Genomic DNA, 12,665 nt, shown 5'->3' with positions numbered 1-12,665 from the left:
GTTCACGGGGCGCGCGGACGGCACGAGACCCCCGGGCGGGGCCCGAGGATGACGCCGGCGCGGGCGACCTGCGGCGGGCTTACATGCCCCCGGCGCGTTTGAGGATCTCGGGGGCGGCGGAGAACTTGTAGCCCCGGCCGTGCACCGTCTCGATATAGTTGTGACCGGACGCCGAGGCCTGGTCGATCTTCTTGCGGATCTTGCAGATGTAGACGTCGATCACCTTGTCGAAGGGCTGATCCTCGGCCATGCCGTAAACCGCGTCGTAGATCGCCCCCTTGGATACTACGCGACCGGCATTCAGCACCAGCTGCTGAAAGATCGCATGTTCGCGCCGCGACAGCTTGACCACGCCGCCCGACACCTCCGGATCGCGCCCGTCGAAAAAGGCCGTGACCTCGCCGACCTGGATGCTTTCGGCGGCATGGCCGTGCGAGCGGCGGGTGATCGAGTTGATCCGCGAGCGCAGCTCGACCGCCTTCACCGGAATGACGATGTCGTCGTCGGCGCCCGCATCGAGCGCGGCGGCGGTGTCGCGCGAATTGCGGAAATCGCGCATCACCAGGATCGGGTTCGAGCAGCCGGCGGCGCGCAGCGCGGCGATCTGGTCCAGCAGGTCGGGGTTCTCGGCCAGCAGGAAGGGCCGGTCCTCGTGCCCGCCCCGGTTGAGAAGCCCGAGCTCGCCGCGGAAGAAGGCGGCCTGGATGGGCACCGGCTTCATCCGCGCCGACCGGAGTTCAACCATGAGTCCGTTGAGACGATCCGCGCGCGGCTCGTAAAGATAAATATGCATACTGCTCCCCGATCCTTGTTATTTTGATCGGCCTCTTGTGTTTTTCTTACATGATAGAAACACAGTTATGTGAGCGTCAAGCAAATCCGTCCACAGGCAAGATCCGTTTACAATCTATTCTTGTGTTTATGTCACAATTGGGGCAATAATTCTTGCAACAAACACGAAGAACGTGGGTCATGCGGGTTCTCAGAGCAGTCCTTTCCCTGATGCTGGCCGTCGCACCGGCCATCGATGCCGCCCAGGCGGATGTCCGGATCAAGGATATCGCCAGTTTCGAGGGCGTGCGCGAGAACCAGCTAGTCGGCTATGGCCTCGTGGTCGGTCTGAACGGCACGGGCGACACGCTGCGCAACAGCCCGTTCACCGAGAAATCCATCGAGGGCATGCTGGAACGTCTCGGGGTGGGCAACCTCTCGGACGACCAAATGCGCACCCAGAACACGGCGGCGGTCATGGTGACCTCCATGCTGCCGCCGTTCGCCCGCCGCGGTTCGACGATTGATGTCGTGGTTTCCTCCCTCGGCGACGCATCGTCCCTCCGCGGCGGGACGCTGATCGTGACGCCGCTATCCGGCGCGGATGGCGAGGTCTATGCCGTGGCGCAGGGGCCGATCGCCGTGGCGGGATATGCGGCGCAGGGGGCGAATGCCTCGATCGTCGAGGGCGTGCCGACCGTCGCCCGGATCGAGAATGGCGCGACGGTCGAGAACGAGATCGACTTCCGCCTCGCTTCGCTGCGGTCGTTCCGGATCGCGCTGCGCACGCCGGACATGACCACCGCGCATCGCGTGGCGGACAAGATCAACCAGTCCCTGGGGCCGGGGACGGCACAGGTTCTCGACAGCACCACGATCGAGGTCGTGGGCAACGACAAGGGCGACACGCCCGAGATGATGGCGGCCGTCGAGAACCTGATGGTTCAGCCCGACAGCGTGGCCAAGGTGGTGATCGACGCGCGGTCGGGCACCATCGTGATCGGCGCGAATGTCCGGGTGGACAAGGTCGCGGTCAGCCAGGGCGGGCTGACGGTCGTGATCCGCGAGGATATCGAGGTCAGCCAGCCCGAGCCGATCACCATCGGCGGCACCACCGTGGTCGTGCCCCAGACCGAGGTCGAGGTGCAGGAGGCCGAGGCGCATTTCACCATCCTCGAAGGCGACGTGAGCCTTCAGCGGCTGGTCGACGGGCTGAATGCCATCGGCGTCACGGCGTCGCAGACCATATCCATTCTTCAGGCGATCAAGGCCGCGGGGGCCCTGCACGCCGATCTGGAAATCATCTGAGGGAGGAAACGGATGGACATTTCCGGCACGACGATGACCGCGCTGGCACGGGGCCAGGCATACATGTCCCGGCAAGGCGGCGCGCCCGACCCGGCCCAGTCCGCGGGCCGGGATTTCGAGTCGGTCTTCCTGACCCAGGTCATGGAGGAGATGCTCAAGACGGTCGAGGTCGGCAGCATGGCCGGCGGCTTTGCCGAGGAAACCTGGCGCAGCTTCCTGGCCCGCGCCTATGCCGACGAGCTGGCCGCGCGCGGCACCACCGGCATCGCGCAGAGCGTGGAACAGAGCATCGGCGCCTACCGCGACGCGATGACCGCGAAAGGCGGTGCGACATGACCTCGATGGCGCAGGCACTCTCTGTGGTAGAGCGGCTCTCGCGGCTGCTGCGGGACGAAATCGCCGCGATCACCAGCGGCCGGCTTGGCGAAGTGACCGAGATCTATCCGCAAAAGACCGCCCTTCTGGCCGAGGTCGAAGAGGCATTCGCGACGCCGCAGGCTCTTCTGGTGGACCATCCGCAGGCGGCCGAGCTGCGCACGAAGCTTGCCGAACTGCGCGAACTGATCGCGCAAGACCATGCTTTGCTTGAGAAAATGACGGATGCCACCGGAGCCATCATCGACGAGCTCGACCGGATCCGCGACCGTCATTCGCTTTCGGGCACTTATGGGCCCGACGGCGAAAAGCGCCCGCGCGACGTCTCGTCCTCCCAACATTTCGACCAATCGCTCTGAATTTTTCATATTCTCGCCCCAATTCGCCGTTTAGTTGAGCCCACGGGCAGGCCCGTCACCGGAAGAAATCTGGTTACGCGATAACAAAAAAACTGCGGAGCAGAATATGTCCTCCATCCTGACGAACCACAGCGCGATGACCGCGCTGTCCACCCTGCGCTCGATCAACTCTGACCTTTCGGCCACCCAGGGCCGTATCTCGACCGGTCTGAACATCTCTTCGGGCAAGGACAATGCCGCCTATTTCTCGATCTCGAAAACGATGTCCGGCGACTCCGGCATGTTCAAGGCGATCGACGAGAACCTGACCCTGCAACAGAACGCCGTCTCGACCGCGCGCCTCGGCGCCGAGACCCTGGTCGACCTGGCCAACGACTTTGTCGAGCGCGTCGCCTTTGCACAGGGCGGAACCGAAGAGGTCCGCGCAGACGTTCAGGCGGAACTCAACGAACTCACCGCACGGATGGCCACCACGATTTCCCAGTCGACCTTCAACGGCGCCGACTATGTGAACTCGACCGCCAACGTGACCGTCGTCACCGGCATCAGCCGCTCCTCCTCGGGGTCGATCACGACCACGACGCTGTCCTTCGCACAGCAGGACCTGGGCGCGATCCAGACGGCGCTGAGCGTGATCGACCTGACGGGCGCGGATTCCGCTGGCGCGCAGGCGACCGCGCTGCAGACCGCCGAGGCGCAGCTGTCGGCCGCCGTGGCCGCGGCGACCTCGCTCGGCATTGCCGAGAAGAGCATCGAGACGCAGAAGGACTTCCTCGGCGAACTGACCGACCGGCTGGACAGCGGCATCGGCTCGATGGTCGACGCCAACATGGAGGACGAAGCGGCGCGGCTTCAGGCCTTGCAGGTCCAGCAACAGCTGGCGACGCAGTCACTCTCCATCGCCAACTCGGCGCCACAGAACATCCTGTCCCTGTTCCGCTGAGGCGGGTACCTGGATGACGAGGGGAGGCCGCGCGCGGCCTCCCCTTTGCTTTTGAAGCTGATTCGCCACATTTCTGCCGCAATTCGGCGGGCAAAAAAATTCAACTATATGAATTTACGCTTGGATCCCGCGCAGCTTGCGCGCGGTCTCGGGTGGTTTCGCTATCTTATTTATGCCCGAAACCGGGCGCAGACTCTGCAGTACGGGCAGGCCCGTTTTCGGAAGAAATCCGATGACTCGATAAGAAACATATCGGAGCAGACCATGTCTTCCATTCTCACCAATCACAGCGCCATGACGGCGCTGTCCACCCTGCGGCAAATCAACGGCGACCTTGCGAGCACGCAGAACCGGATCTCGACCGGCCTGAGCATCGCATCGGGCAAGGACAACGCCGCCTATTTCTCGATCTCCAAGACGATGGCCGGCGACAGCGGCATGTTCAAGGCGATCGACGAGACGCTGACGCTGCAGAAAAACGCCGTCTCGACCGCGCGCCTCGGCGCCGAAACCCTGGTGGACCTGGCCCAGGATTTCGTCGAGCGCGTCGCCTTCGCGCAGGGCGGCACCGAAGAAGTGCGTGTCGATGTGCAGGCCGAGCTCGACGAGCTGGTCGCGCGCATGGCGACCACCATCGCGCAGTCGACCTTCAACGGTGCCGACTATGTCAACGCGAACAGCACGGTGACAGTCGTCACCGGGATCAGCCGGTCCTCTTCGGGCTCGATCTCGACCACCACGATGTCCTTCATGCAGCAGGACCTGGGCGCGATCCAGACGGCGCTGAGCGTGATCGACCTGACGGGTGCGGATTCCGCCGGCGCGCAGGCGACCGCGCTGCAGACCGCCGAGGCGCAGCTGTCGGCCGCCGTGGCCGCGGCGACCTCGCTCGGGATCGCCGAGAGAAGCATCGAGACGCAGAAGGACTTCCTTGGCGAACTGACCGACCGGCTCGACAGCGGCATCGGGTCGATGGTCGACGCCAACATGGAGGACGAGGCGGCGCGACTTCAGGCCCTGCAGGTCCAGCAACAGCTGGCGACGCAGTCGCTCTCGATCGCGAATGCGGCCCCTCAGAACATCCTGAGCCTGTTCCGTTGATCCGCTTCGGCTAGCCCGCCAGGGCCGAGAACCTTCGGAAGGCCGCCCTGGTCGCGGCCTTCCGATTTTGCCGATCCTTTGCCCCATTTCCGCCACATTTCGCCCCGATCCACGCGAGCGCCACACAACCTTTTGGCAAATCACGGAAAAAAACTCGCGATAAAGTGCGCTCTTTGTGACCGGTTTCTTAATTTTGCCCGAAAGTCCTTGTTTACTGGCCCAACGGGCAGGCCCGGGTTCGGAAGAAATCCGATAAATAGATAAGAATAATCGGAGCAGACAATGTCTTCCATCCTGACAAACCACAGCGCGATGACCGCCCTGTCGACCCTTCGTTCGATCAACTCCGACCTTTCGGACACGCAAGGCCGGATCTCGACGGGCCTGAATATCTCTTCGGGCAAGGACAACGCCGCCTACTTCTCGATCTCCAAGACGATGGCCGGCGACAGCGGCATGTTCAAAGCGATCGACGAGAACCTGACACTTCAGAAAAACGCCGTCTCGACCGCGCGCCTCGGCGCCGAAACCCTGGTGGACCTGGCCCAGGACTTTGTCGAGCGCGTCGCCTTCGCGCAGGGCGGCACCCAGGAAGTCCGCAACGACGTTCAGGCCGAGCTTGACGAACTGGCCGCCCGCATGGCGACCACGATCGCGCAGTCGACCTTCAACGGCGCCGACTACGTCAACGCGAACAGCACGGTGACGGTCGTCACCGGGATCAGCCGGTCCTCTTCGGGCTCGATCTCGACCACCACGATGTCCTTCATGCAGCAGGATCTGGGCGCAATCCAGTCCGCGCTCGATGCGGTCTCGATCGCTTCTGCGGGCACGGCCACGCAACAGGCCTCTGCGCTGCAGGCGGCCGAGTACCAGCTTTCCGCCGCCGTCGCCTCGGCCACGGCCCTGGGTATCGCGGAGAAATCCATCGAGACGCAGAAGGACTTCCTCGGCGAACTGACCGACCGGCTCGACAGCGGCATCGGCTCGATGGTGGACGCCAACATGGAGGACGAGGCGGCGCGGCTTCAGGCCTTGCAGGTCCAGCAGCAGCTGGCGACGCAATCGCTCTCGATCGCGAATTCGGCACCACAGAACATCCTCAGTCTGTTCCGCTAACAGGAATAGCACTTAGTCAACAATCGGGGCCGCGGCAGAACGCGGCCTCACCACGACTGCATACCCCCGATCTTTTGCTGACGCACACCGTGTCTGCCGGGCTATTGCACTGACGTAATTGCACTTATTGATATACCTGCGCCACCTGCCCTGAAAGGGTGCGGGGCGTGACGCCTGTGCAACAGTCGCTGCACGTGCAAATATTCTCTTACACATTCACAATCAGAGGTGTTACGGTGCGCGCACGGGCAGGCCCGTTTTCGACAGAAGTCGGCGACACGATAAAAATAAATCGGAGCAGTAAGAGATGTCTTCTATCCTCACGAACCACAGCGCGATGACCGCGCTGTCCACTTTGCGTCAGATCAACAACGACCTGACGGAAACGCAGGGGCGTATTTCCACCGGTCTCAAGATCGCATCGGGCAAGGACAACGCAGCCTATTTCTCGATCTCCAAGACGATGGCCGGCGACAGCGGCATGTTCAAGGCGATCGACGAGACCCTGACTCTGCAGAAAAACGCCGTCTCGACCGCGCGCCTCGGCGCCGAAACGCTGGTCGAACTGGCGAATGATTTCGTCGAACGCGTCGCCTTTGCCCAGGGCGGCACCGAAGAGGTCCGCGCCGACGTCCAGGCGGAACTGGACGAACTGGTCGCCCGTATGACCACGACCATCGCGCAGTCGACCTTCAACGGCACCGACTATGTCAACGCCGCCACGACCGTGACGCTGGTCACCGGGATCAGCCGCGCCGCCGGAGGCACGATCAGCACCACGACGATGTCCTTCATGCAGCAGGACCTGGGCGCCATCGCCTCTGTCATGAACGCCATCAACGTCACCACCGCCGACTCGGCCGGGGCGCAGGTCGCCGTGCTGCAGCAAGCCGAAGCGCAGCTTTCGGCCGCCGTGGCCGCCGCCACCTCGCTCGGCATTGCCGAACGGTCCATCGAAACCCAGAAGGAATTCCTGGCCGAGTTGACCGACAAGCTCGACAGCGGCATCGGGTCGATGATCGACGCCGACATGGAACAGGAGGCCGCACGGCTTCAGGCGCAGCAGGTGCAGCAGCAGCTGGCCACGCAGTCGCTCTCCATCGCGAACTCGTCGCCGCAGAACATCCTCAGCCTGTTCCAGTAACGCGCCGAGCGATCATGAAAAGCGGAGGGGCGCTTTGGCCGCGGCCCTCCGACAATCCACCCCGGACCCAACCGGGGGCACAAAACGAACCACACAATCAAAACCGCAGAAAGCGGAACACGAGGACAGGTCAAGATGAGCATCGCGGCGTACAAACGCACGATCCGAGAAAGTGAGTCCCCCCGACAGATCGAACGGAGGGTCTTCCTTCGCGTGACGGGCGAACTCGAAAAGAAATCAACGCCCTTCGACAAGGCCGCCTCGCGCGCGGACAGGGCCGATCTCCTGGCCGGCGGGCTTCGGTCGCACCTGGCCGAGAACCTCAAGCTCTGGTCCACGATCAAGCACGATCTTTCCCAGCCCGAAAACGGTCTGCCGGTTCAGCTGAAGGCCGGCCTAATCTCGCTGGCGCTGTTCGTGGAACGCCAGACGGCCAACTGCCTTGGCGGCAGCGCCGGGCTGGGCGTGCTGGTCCAGATCAACCAGAACCTCATCTCCGGCCTCTCCGGCCACTCACCCGGACCGAGGGGCTGACGGATGGCGCTGCAACTTACACTGAAACCGTTCGAGAGGCTCGTCATCAACGGATGCGTGGTCCGCAACTCGACCCGCAAGTCGACGATCGTCATCGAGACCAAGGCCGACGTCGTGCGCGGCCAGGACCTGCTGAGCAAGAAGGCGGCCGTGACGCCGGTGAACCAGGCCTATTTCCTGGTCCAGACCGCGCTGACGGATCCCGCCCTGCAGGACAAGCTGCGCAAGCCGATCCAGCAGCAGCTGGCGGCGCTGGCCACCGCATTCGGGCCGCCGAACGTGCATTGCGTGTTCGAGGCCGCGAACTTCGTCAGCCAGGGCGATTTCTACAAAGCCCTGCGCGCCCTGCGTCCGCTGATGAAACGCGAGGCCGAGATCCTCGGGGCGAACGTGCCGCGCCCCGCCAGCCTGCGCGACGAAATGGAGCGCGACGGCCAGCACGTCGTCCAGGAAGAGGAGCCGGCGTACCGCCGAGAAGCAGGATGATCCCCACATCCGGTCTCCCGTCCATCACGGGCCTGAAACTGGTCGAGCAGACCAGGGACACGCAACTCGATCTCATTCGCAACTCTGCGCAGCACAAGCGCGCGATCGAGCACTTCAAGGCGAATATCAAGGACGTGGAGACCGTGGATCAGCTGCTGGAGGACCAGGAGCTCTACGCCTTCGTGATGCGCGCCTTCGATCTCGAGGACCAGATCTTCGGCAAGGCGATGATCGAAAAGGTTCTCAAGAGCAACATCGAGGAGAACGACGCGCTGGTGAACCGGCTGACGGATCCGCGCTTCCGCGAGATGTACAACGAACTCGGCTTCGGCACGGACGGGGAGGGGAACCTGAACACGATCCTCAACACCTGGCAGAACCGCATGGTCGACCGTTACGTGGAACGGCAGTTCATCAACTTCACCGAAGAGCAGAACGAGACGGTCGGGATCGCGCTCGAGTTCCGCAACAAGGTCGGCGACATCAACTCGGTCTTCGATATCCTCAAGGACAACCAGATGACGCGGTTCTTCCAGACCGCGCTCGGGCTGCCGTCGCAGATGTCGGGCATCGACATCGACAAGCAGGCCGAACTGCTGGAAAGCAAGATCGACCTCGACACGCTGAGCGATCCCGAGGTGGTCGACAAGCTGGTGCGGAAATATGTCGCCATTTCGGACGCGCTGAGCGGCACCTCGACGCAGAGCAACGGCGCGCTGCAGATGCTGACCGGCAATTCCGGCAACGCCGCCGCCTCGATCATCGAGATCACGATGAACATCGACCCGGTCAGCTATTCCGCCTCGCGGTTCTACTTCTGACGCGGGTCAGATGAACTCCTCGTCGTCCGCCATCGGCAGGGCGATGACCTCGTCGTCGGCCAGCTCCTTGGCATAGTCGACCAGCCCCGCCTGCGCCTCGCGGACGTCGCGACCGCGAACCGGGCCCATGGTGTTCATCTCTTCCTCGAGCATGTCGCGCGACCGGCCGGGCAGGGCGGCGAGGAAGACGTCGCGCACCTCTTTCTTGGCACCGCGCAGGGCGATCGGCAGGGCGTTGCCCGGCGCGCCCCGCATGACGCGGGCCAGGTCCATCGCCTCGAGGTTCGCGAGATCGTCGAAGGTGAACATCTTGCCCTTGATCGCGCTGAAGGTCTCGGGAATGCGCTGCTCCAGCGCCTCGGAGAGTTCCTGAAACGCAACGACGTCCAGCTTGTTGAACAGGTCCGCCATCTTCTGCTGCATCTCATTCGCAGTCGGCTGGGCCGGGGCGCTGATGATGTCGGTCTGGAGCGTTTCCTCGATCTGCTTCATCATGTGGTGGGGCACGGCCTCCATGCGGATCATCCGTTCCACCACGTTCTGCATCTTGTCCTGGCCCAGCAACGGCAGGACCCGGGCAGAGACATCCGTCTTCACGTTCGACAGGATGGCCGCGATGGTCTGCTCGTGCTCGTTCTTGAGATAGTTGGCGATGACGTTCTCGGACAGCTGCGAGAACCGCGCCCAGAGGTCCTTTTCCATCAGCGGGCCGCGGATGTCCTTGAGGATGCCGTTGACCTGTTCCTCGGGCAGGAAGGCGCGCAGCATGTCCTCGGCCACGCTGAACGAGCCGACGACGCCGCCGCCGTTGGCGATGCCCTCGACGAAATCCGTCATCACCTGTTCGACCTGTTCGGCATCGATGACGCCGAGGCTCGACATCGCGCGGGTCATGGTCTGGATCTCGTCGTCCGACAGCTTCTGCATCAGGGCCGAGCCGCGCTGCTCGCCCAGGCACAGGAACAGGATCGCGGCCTTCTCGGGCCCCTTGAGCGGCCGGCGGGAGGGGAGACGGCCCTGGGTCTGCTTGCGCTGAACTTCGGTGACGGCCATGGCGGTTTCCTTTGCTTAACCCCCGCCCGCGACGGGCAGGTAACTTTCCATCAGCGAGCCGGCCAGCATGTACCAGCCGTCGATGAGGACGAAGAAGATGACTTTGAACGGCAGCGAGATGAGCACCGGCGGCAGCATCATCATGCCCGCCGACATGAGGATCGAGGCGATGATCAGGTCGATCGCCACGAAAGGCAGGTAGATCAGGAACCCGATCGAGAAGGCGCGGCGCAGTTCCGAGATCATGAAGGCCGGGACGAGGCTGCGCCACGAGGGCAGGCCGTCCTCGTCCACCTGGAGATTGTCCGCCCCCGTCTGTCCGGCCGAGCGGGCCGCGATGTCCTGGAACAGCGCCAGGTCCTTTTCACGCGTGTTGGCCAGCATGAAGGTGCGGAAGGGTTCGGCGGTGCGTTCCAGCGCCTGCTCCTCGGTGATCACGTTGTTGATCAGCGGGTCGATCCCCATCTCCCAGGCGTCCTCGAACACGGGCTGCATGACGAAGAAGGTCATGAACAGCGCCATGGAGGACAGCACCATGTTCGGCGGCGTCTGGTTCAGCCCGAGCGCCGAGCGCAGCATCGAGAAGACGATCACGAAGCGGGTGAACGAGGTCATGATCACCAGCAGCCCCGGCGCGATCGACAGCACCGTCATCGCCGCGACCAGCTGGATCAGCCGGCCCGCCAGGGTGGCCCGTTCGTCCGAGCCGGGGGCCGCGTCGCTCAGCGCGTCGGTGACGGACGACAGGAAGCTGCCGCCGTCCTGCGCGACGGCGGGGCCCCCATGCCACAGCAGCCCGAGCGCGAGCAGCGCCGGGACAGCCGGACGGACGGTCAGCCCCGCCCGCACCGTCTATTTCTCCGACACGTAGTCTTTGACGATCTCGATGAGCGAGACACCGACCCGTTCCTCGTCCAGCTTGACGAGGTCGCCGCGCGCCACCAGCCGGTCGTTGATCACGATGTCCACCGGCTCTCCGATCTTCTTGTCGAGCTCGATGATCGAGCCGCGCGACAGCTTGAGCAACTGCGAAATCGGCATCCGTGTCCGGCCCAGGACGATCTGGATGTTCAGGCCGACATTCAGCATCGCGTCGATGTTGTAGCCGTCCTTGCCGTCCCCGCGGGACGACATCATCGCGTCCATCACGGTTTCCTCGGCCTCCGGAGCGGCCTGTTCGGCCTGCTCGGGGGCGGTCTCCGTCTCGTCCGGCTTCTTGTCTTCGGGTTCGTCGGCCAAGGCTTACTCCAATTCAGCTTTCCTGCGGGCCAGCGCGTCGTCGGTGGCCTGCTTCAGCGCCTTCAGGATGTGGTCGCAAATCTCGTTCAGGCTGAAGTCCAGCATCCCGTGATCCCAGACCACCTTGGTATCACCGGGCTGCATCCGGTGATCGGTCTGGATCTGGACACGGCCGTGGAAGCCGGCCTGCTGCACCTGATGATCGATGCTTTCGGTCAGATCGCCCGCGATGTCCGCGGGGACCACGATGCGCAGCGACGAGGCGCCGATGGCCATCCGGATCGCGTGCTTGATTTCGGCCTCGGTCCGCAGAAGCGCCGTGTCGTCCATCAGCTGCGGCACCACCTGTCGGAAGATCGTCAGGATATAGTCCAGCAGCTGATGCTCCAGCGCCGCCTTGTGCTGGTCCGCCTGGGTCAGGATCTCCTGCAGGCGGGGGGCCAGCACCACAAGCGCGTCGGCCGAGCGGGCGGCGTTGGTTTCCGCATGCTGGACCGAGGCCTCGGCGCGTCCGGCAAGCCGACCGTCCTCGTAGGCGTCCTGCGTCGCCTTCTGCACCGCTTCCTCGAGGTCCTCGGGCGTGAAGATCGCCCGCTGCTCGTGGATACGCTTGCGTTTCTCGAATTCCGCTTCCTCGTCGAAATCCCGGTCAAAGACAAAGCTCATGGATTACAACCCCTCTGCCAGCCAGGTCTTCACGACCTTCAGTGAATCGTCGGGCTGGTGCTCGACCAGTCCGCTTACGGTATTGATCCAACCCTTGTGAACGCCTCCGTTCACCGCACCGAGCGTCACCAGGTCATCCGGCCCCGCCATGCTGATCGGTTCGAGGACGGTGCCCGAGACCGCGCCGCCCGACCCGGCGCGCCGAGGCCGCGCCTGCTGCGGCGCAGGAAGACCCTGGGGAGCGCGGTCGCCGTCGGCCGCGAGTTCGCCCTCGGCCTGCGCCTCGCCGCCGGGCAGGGCCGGCACATCGGACTGGTCCTCGCCCTCGGTCCTTTCGGGCAGGGCGCGCGCCACCAGCGGCCGCACCCCGAACACGAGGATCGCGGCGATCACGGCCAGGGCGAAGACCGCCCGCAGAATGGCCATCATGTTGTCCTTGAGGATCTGCACGAAGCTGGTCGACACCGGCTCGCCCACGTCCATCGAGTAGTCCATGAAGCGCAGGCTGTCGACCGAGACGCTGTCGCCGCGCTGCTCGTCGAAGCCGATGGCGGCCTGCACCAGCTGGTTCAGCCGCTGAAGCTCTTCCTCGCTGCGCTCTTCATAGGCGACTTCGCCGTTGTCCTGGATGTTGTAGATGCCGTTCACCAGAACCGCGACCGAGATGCGCTGGATCTCGCCCGGTTCGCGGACCGTCTCGCTCTGCGTGTTGCCGATCTCGTAATTCACGACCTCGTCGGTCTTGC

16 protein-coding genes are annotated in these 12,665 nt (G+C 63.9%); 10 read left to right on the top strand and 6 right to left on the bottom strand.

From position 1 onward, the window contains the following. Nucleotides 1-79 precede the first annotated feature (79 nt). Nucleotides 80-793 (bottom strand): response regulator transcription factor, encoded by a 714-nt coding sequence (locus OB2597_RS02720; protein ID WP_009803982.1) that lies wholly within the window; start codon nucleotides 791-793, stop codon nucleotides 80-82. Nucleotides 794-972: 179 nt separating this feature from the next. Here OB2597_RS02720 and OB2597_RS02715 point away from each other — a divergent pair, with 179 nt between their 5' ends. From OB2597_RS02715 to OB2597_RS02670, 10 genes are all read left to right on the top strand, one after another. Continuing rightward, on the top strand, nucleotides 973-2,079 hold the full coding sequence (locus OB2597_RS02715; RefSeq protein ID WP_040608968.1) for a flagellar basal body P-ring protein FlgI: 1,107 nt from the start codon (nucleotides 973-975) through the stop codon (nucleotides 2,077-2,079). A 12-nt stretch (nucleotides 2,080-2,091) separates the two neighbouring features. Next, nucleotides 2,092-2,415: a rod-binding protein gene (locus tag OB2597_RS02710; protein ID WP_009803980.1), complete on the top strand. Its 324-nt coding sequence runs from the start codon at nucleotides 2,092-2,094 to the stop codon at nucleotides 2,413-2,415. Then, nucleotides 2,412-2,813 (top strand): flagellar P-ring protein precursor, encoded by a 402-nt coding sequence (locus tag OB2597_RS02705; protein WP_009803979.1) that lies wholly within the window; start codon nucleotides 2,412-2,414, stop codon nucleotides 2,811-2,813. Before OB2597_RS02710 ends, OB2597_RS02705 begins: the two co-directional genes overlap by 4 nt. 106 nt (nucleotides 2,814-2,919) lie before the next feature. Next, entirely contained in the window at nucleotides 2,920-3,756 is an 837-nt protein-coding gene (locus OB2597_RS02700; RefSeq protein WP_009803978.1) for a flagellin N-terminal helical domain-containing protein, read from the top strand. 264 nt (nucleotides 3,757-4,020) lie between these two features. After that, nucleotides 4,021-4,857 carry a flagellin N-terminal helical domain-containing protein gene (locus tag OB2597_RS02695; protein WP_009803977.1) on the top strand — a complete coding sequence of 279 codons (837 nt, stop codon included), beginning with the start codon at nucleotides 4,021-4,023 and terminating at the stop codon, nucleotides 4,855-4,857. A gap of 282 nt (nucleotides 4,858-5,139) precedes the next feature. Continuing rightward, nucleotides 5,140-5,976 (top strand): flagellin N-terminal helical domain-containing protein, encoded by an 837-nt coding sequence (locus OB2597_RS02690; protein WP_009803976.1) that lies wholly within the window; start codon nucleotides 5,140-5,142, stop codon nucleotides 5,974-5,976. Nucleotides 5,977-6,283: 307 nt separating this feature from the next. Further along, on the top strand, nucleotides 6,284-7,120 hold the full coding sequence (locus OB2597_RS02685) for a flagellin N-terminal helical domain-containing protein (protein ID WP_040608967.1): 837 nt from the start codon (nucleotides 6,284-6,286) through the stop codon (nucleotides 7,118-7,120). Between the two features lie 135 nt (nucleotides 7,121-7,255). Next, entirely contained in the window at nucleotides 7,256-7,654 is a 399-nt protein-coding gene (locus tag OB2597_RS02680) for a flagellar biosynthesis regulator FlaF (RefSeq protein WP_009803974.1), read from the top strand. A gap of 3 nt (nucleotides 7,655-7,657) precedes the next feature. Beyond that, entirely contained in the window at nucleotides 7,658-8,140 is a 483-nt protein-coding gene (locus OB2597_RS02675) for a flagellar biosynthesis repressor FlbT (RefSeq protein WP_009803973.1), read from the top strand. Further along, a complete protein-coding gene (locus OB2597_RS02670) occupies nucleotides 8,137-8,961 on the top strand; it encodes a DUF1217 domain-containing protein (RefSeq protein ID WP_009803972.1) in 825 nt (274 codons plus the stop codon). The genes OB2597_RS02675 and OB2597_RS02670 overlap by 4 nt, the downstream gene beginning before the upstream one ends. 6 nt (nucleotides 8,962-8,967) lie before the next feature. On the opposite strand, the gene OB2597_RS02665 is transcribed toward OB2597_RS02670, so the two are convergent. The 5 genes from OB2597_RS02665 to OB2597_RS02645 form a co-directional block, all read right to left on the bottom strand. Beyond that, complete coding sequence (locus OB2597_RS02665) at nucleotides 8,968-10,014, bottom strand: flagellar motor switch protein FliG (protein WP_009803971.1); 1,047 nt, start codon at nucleotides 10,012-10,014, stop codon at nucleotides 8,968-8,970. Nucleotides 10,015-10,029: 15 nt separating this feature from the next. Further along, complete coding sequence (fliP, locus tag OB2597_RS02660) at nucleotides 10,030-10,863, bottom strand: flagellar type III secretion system pore protein FliP (RefSeq protein WP_009803970.1); 834 nt, start codon at nucleotides 10,861-10,863, stop codon at nucleotides 10,030-10,032. 3 nt (nucleotides 10,864-10,866) lie between these two features. Continuing rightward, nucleotides 10,867-11,253, bottom strand: coding sequence for a flagellar motor switch protein FliN (gene fliN, locus OB2597_RS02655; protein ID WP_009803969.1), 387 nt, complete (start codon nucleotides 11,251-11,253; stop codon nucleotides 10,867-10,869). A 3-nt stretch (nucleotides 11,254-11,256) separates the two neighbouring features. Further along, nucleotides 11,257-11,919, bottom strand: a complete 663-nt coding sequence (locus tag OB2597_RS02650; protein WP_009803968.1) for a FliH/SctL family protein — start codon at nucleotides 11,917-11,919, stop codon at nucleotides 11,257-11,259. Nucleotides 11,920-11,922: 3 nt separating this feature from the next. Further along, a partial coding sequence (locus OB2597_RS02645; RefSeq protein WP_009803967.1) for a flagellar M-ring protein FliF C-terminal domain-containing protein occupies nucleotides 11,923-12,665 on the bottom strand: 743 nt, incomplete at its 5' end.

Source organism: Pseudooceanicola batsensis HTCC2597 (genome assembly GCF_000152725.1).
Lineage (GTDB): Bacteria > Pseudomonadota > Alphaproteobacteria > Rhodobacterales > Rhodobacteraceae > Pseudooceanicola > Pseudooceanicola batsensis.
The sequence above is the reverse complement of the archived record's forward strand: the minus strand, read 5'-3'. Positions and strand labels throughout refer to the sequence as shown.

Excerpts from the sequence above, each read along its gene's own strand:
- OB2597_RS02720 (WP_009803982.1), bottom strand. The coding sequence starts at position 793 with ATGCATATTTATCTTTACGAGCCGCGCGCGGATCGTCTCAACGGACTC.
- OB2597_RS02715 (WP_040608968.1), top strand. The coding sequence starts at position 973 with ATGCGGGTTCTCAGAGCAGTCCTTTCCCTGATGCTGGCCGTCGCACCG.
- OB2597_RS02710 (WP_009803980.1), top strand. The coding sequence starts at position 2,092 with ATGGACATTTCCGGCACGACGATGACCGCGCTGGCACGGGGCCAGGCA.
- OB2597_RS02705 (WP_009803979.1), top strand. The coding sequence starts at position 2,412 with ATGACCTCGATGGCGCAGGCACTCTCTGTGGTAGAGCGGCTCTCGCGG.
- OB2597_RS02700 (WP_009803978.1), top strand. The coding sequence starts at position 2,920 with ATGTCCTCCATCCTGACGAACCACAGCGCGATGACCGCGCTGTCCACC.
- OB2597_RS02695 (WP_009803977.1), top strand. The coding sequence starts at position 4,021 with ATGTCTTCCATTCTCACCAATCACAGCGCCATGACGGCGCTGTCCACC.
- OB2597_RS02690 (WP_009803976.1), top strand. The coding sequence starts at position 5,140 with ATGTCTTCCATCCTGACAAACCACAGCGCGATGACCGCCCTGTCGACC.
- OB2597_RS02685 (WP_040608967.1), top strand. The coding sequence starts at position 6,284 with ATGTCTTCTATCCTCACGAACCACAGCGCGATGACCGCGCTGTCCACT.
- OB2597_RS02680 (WP_009803974.1), top strand. The coding sequence starts at position 7,256 with ATGAGCATCGCGGCGTACAAACGCACGATCCGAGAAAGTGAGTCCCCC.
- OB2597_RS02675 (WP_009803973.1), top strand. The coding sequence starts at position 7,658 with ATGGCGCTGCAACTTACACTGAAACCGTTCGAGAGGCTCGTCATCAAC.
- OB2597_RS02670 (WP_009803972.1), top strand. The coding sequence starts at position 8,137 with ATGATCCCCACATCCGGTCTCCCGTCCATCACGGGCCTGAAACTGGTC.
- OB2597_RS02665 (WP_009803971.1), bottom strand. The coding sequence starts at position 10,014 with ATGGCCGTCACCGAAGTTCAGCGCAAGCAGACCCAGGGCCGTCTCCCC.
- OB2597_RS02650 (WP_009803968.1), bottom strand. The coding sequence starts at position 11,919 with ATGAGCTTTGTCTTTGACCGGGATTTCGACGAGGAAGCGGAATTCGAG.